The organism is Thermogemmatispora sp., assembly GCF_042408735.1.
GTDB lineage: Bacteria > Chloroflexota > Ktedonobacteria > Ktedonobacterales > Ktedonobacteraceae > Thermogemmatispora.
The window spans coordinates 1-3,167 of record NZ_JBHOQV010000064.1 but is presented as its reverse complement, the minus strand read 5'-3'; the positions used below and the strand labels follow the sequence as shown (position 1 = coordinate 3,167).

Genomic DNA, 3,167 nt, shown 5'->3' with positions numbered 1-3,167 from the left:
AGCACGTCATCAGCCAGGCGGAGCAGTATCATCCTTGTCTCGTACAAATGGCGAGGGACCTGCTTCGAGCAGTAGCCTCCCTGGCTGCTGATGCTGATGCTCAGGCCCAACGCTCGTGATAGTAACAGGTGGCAGAGGACCTGCCTGAGAAAGAAGGAGGCAGGTACGACTAACTCCTGTAGCTCACGACCGCGTGGATACCCTTCCCCAGCTCCAGTTTCTGACGGCTCAAAGGCCCAGATGACGGCGCCGGTGCCGGCGTCCAGGATGGTGCGGGTCTGCTCGGGCAGCGGCGGAGCCAGGTAATGGTTGCTCAGGGTGCGATAGAGCGCGTGATGCTGGTAATTGAGCCGCTGGTCTTCCAGCGGGTCCTTGGGTAAGAGATAGGGCACGTCCGGCAGGTAGTGACGCTGCGTCAGGGGAGCGGGTCCCGCCTCCCCAGAGACGCTGAAGGGGGCCGCGCTTGCCGCCGCAGGGGTAGAGGCCCCACTGGCCTGGGCCTGGGCGCGGCGGCGCGGGAAGAGACGATGCCAGTGGGTCATAGCAGGCCTCCTGTCGTTGGTCTTGAGGGGATGCGTTCGGGCAAGGAAGAGAACGGATCAGCAGGCCCGGCCGCGTGAGCTGGTGCGCCAGCAGCGAGGTGGGACGGCGCCAGCAGCGCCGGTGCATGGACCGCTGGCGGCGCTGGGGAAAGCAAGCCGGGACTGGAGCTGGTGGCGGGTCGGGCCTGCGACGGCTGCGATGCGAGGCCCGCCGGACACAGCCAGCGCGCCCCTGGGCGTGCTGGCAACGCCGTGGAAGGATGCACCCGTTGCAGCAGGGGAACCATCGGTCGAGTCCTCCTTTCTAGAGGCTGCAGAGATCGCTCCATATTCATTAGGATGAGAAGAATACTACTCGTCTGCTCATTCTCTTGAGCGAGGAAGCAGAGCAGGAAGGTAGGTTCTCAGCAGGTGCCAGGTGCCCCTTCTCTGACCTCTGGTACCCGTTGAGGCATCTCCCTTTCTCGGGCTTGATCCCATCAAGTCATCTTGCGGCTCTTGTGTCCTTGCTAGCATGAGGAAATCTCTCTTCAGATGGAAAAGGGCCAGATGCGGCTATCCTCGTATCGTCCAGCAGAGCTTTTCTCTTCAAGTGTAGCCCTCTATTGGAATTCTATCAGGAGAAAAGGAGCACCTTCGGTACGGCGAGACCCATTTGCACACGGTTTGCACATCACTCAGCGGCATACACGCTCCTCCTCCCTGGCAGGCGCTTCGAGAGGACTGAAGCGTAGCACGGAGGGAGAAGAAGAGTGCAAGAGGCAGTTTCGGAGGAACGAGAAAGTCTCCTTACTGTAGGCCTTCAATAATCGCTGCCAGCTCTTGAACACGGGGATCAGCAGGGAGCCGGGCCTTCAACACTGTGGCCAGTTCTCTTGCCTGCTGCATATTATAGTGAGAATCGATACGCTTTGCGATTCTAAATCCTTCAGTAGCATAAAAGCAGCAACTCATATCGCGGTTCTGATAGAGGAGCTTGGCGCACTGAATGAGAAGCCGTGCTTTCCTCCGCGGCATGCTCAGATCGATCCGCTGATCTATGTCGCTATAGTAATCGAGGGCAGGCTCATAGCGCCCAAGCGCCGCTTGACACATCAGAGAGCAGTCCAGAAGGGTTTGTTCTGAACAGCGTGTGGAGCGATACAAGAGGAGTGGGTCATCAGCAGGGTCCATCTGACGTAACCAGCGGTGGGCCTGTTCAAGAGTGCGAAGGCAGCTCGTCTCTCTGAGCATACTCTGCGCTTCAGCAGCGCCGATCGCCAGGTAGGCTTTTAAGGCGGGGGAGGAGCGTCGAGCTATTGCACAAGCCGCTTCATAGCACTGGAGAGCTATCGTTGCCTGCTGCTGTCTCACAAAAAGCACCGCGCGGCAGGCGAGTGATAAGGCATCAAGCTCTGGACACTCTGCTTCCTGAGCAAGGAGAGATGCCTGCTGAAAACAAGTCTCTGCCATTGGGTAGTTAAGGTCATCGCGGGCGATGAGGCCTTCCAGTCGATAGAGGTGACTCAACAACAGCAACAGCAAACGTCGATCGCGGGCGGTTCCCTTCCTGGCGAGCATGGTGAGAGTCTGCTGCTGCTCTCGTAATCCTTCGGCAGCGGAGTGGGAGTTGGTGAAGTAGTAGAGATCGAACCGCATGCGCACATTGTCCAGCAGCGTGCTGATCACCATCTTCCCAAGCCTGGGACCTTCGGCTGATGGCTGAATGGTGAGAGGGGGGAGCAGAGGCAATGGGGGAAGTGGTACTTCCTCAAGGTCAAGCAGTTGAGGGGGAATCTTGAGAAGGAGAGCCACAGTGCGCCGTATACGGACATCAGAGATATACCGCTGCTGTTCCAGGGTGACAACGCTGCGACGGCTCCGACCAAGGCGCTGAGCCAGCTCAGCCTGTGTGAGTCCCTGTGAACGCCGGTAGGCTTGAATCACCTGTCCATGATGGGGGAGATCTGAAGGCATCGTCTTCCACCTCCGTAAGAGCCAGCTTCACCGAAGCCAGAGAGCCTTCTCACAGGAGAAGGCCAGTCCCAGCAGTCCCAGGCGCGCTTCACCTGGTGGCAAGCAGATGCTGGCCTGCATAGAGCCAGAGCGCCAGTGCTGCCTCAGGATCACAACGATAGTCCTGACGTGTTGCCGCCAGGGCCTCGGCCAGAGGAAGCGTTCTGACGCGAATTTCCTCTCCTGCCTCCAGCTCCAACGGGTCCCACTCCAGATCGGAGGCCACAAACAGATGGACTCGGTGGCTCACATAGCCGGGATGTCCATAGCAGGAGAGGAACCTCTGCAGGGATCCCGCTCGATAGCCAGTTTCCTCGCGCAGCTCCCGCTGGGCTTGTTCCACCAGCGCTTGAGGAGAGGAAGAGGCAACCCGCCCACCAGGCAGTCGCAGTTGCCAGACATCCACGGCCAGATCTGGCTCTTCAATCATGAGAATGGTTCCCTGCTGCCCCAGAGGCAGAACCAGCACACTGTCAGGGCGCTCAGCGATTTCACGAGTCACGATGCCTCCGTTGGCCAGGGGAATATCATACTGCTTCACGCTGAAGATCGAGCCACGATAGACTACCTGCACTCGCTGAGCCGCTGGTCGACGCGGAGCAGCCCAGCGATGAGAGGGGCCTGCCGGAT

At 59.3% G+C, this 3,167-nt stretch carries 2 protein-coding genes and 1 pseudogene; all 3 read right to left on the bottom strand.

Annotated features, from left to right (window positions below; genetic code table 11):
- A pseudogene (locus ACFMO7_RS05055) lies at nt 1-542 on the bottom strand (hypothetical protein); the annotation flags it as partial.
- Between the two features lie 789 nt (nt 543-1,331).
- Complete coding sequence (locus ACFMO7_RS05050) at nt 1,332-2,213, bottom strand: hypothetical protein (protein ID WP_376794424.1); 882 nt, start codon at nt 2,211-2,213, stop codon at nt 1,332-1,334.
- A 373-nt stretch (nt 2,214-2,586) separates the two neighbouring features.
- The coding region (locus ACFMO7_RS05045; protein ID WP_376794423.1) for an NUDIX hydrolase at nt 2,587-3,167 on the bottom strand (581 nt) is incomplete at its 5' end.

What these genes read in the sequence shown, in the direction of transcription:
- ACFMO7_RS05050 (WP_376794424.1), bottom strand. Translation starts at nt 2,213, where the DNA reads ATGGTGATCAGCACGCTGCTGGACAATGTGCGCATGCGGTTCGATCTC.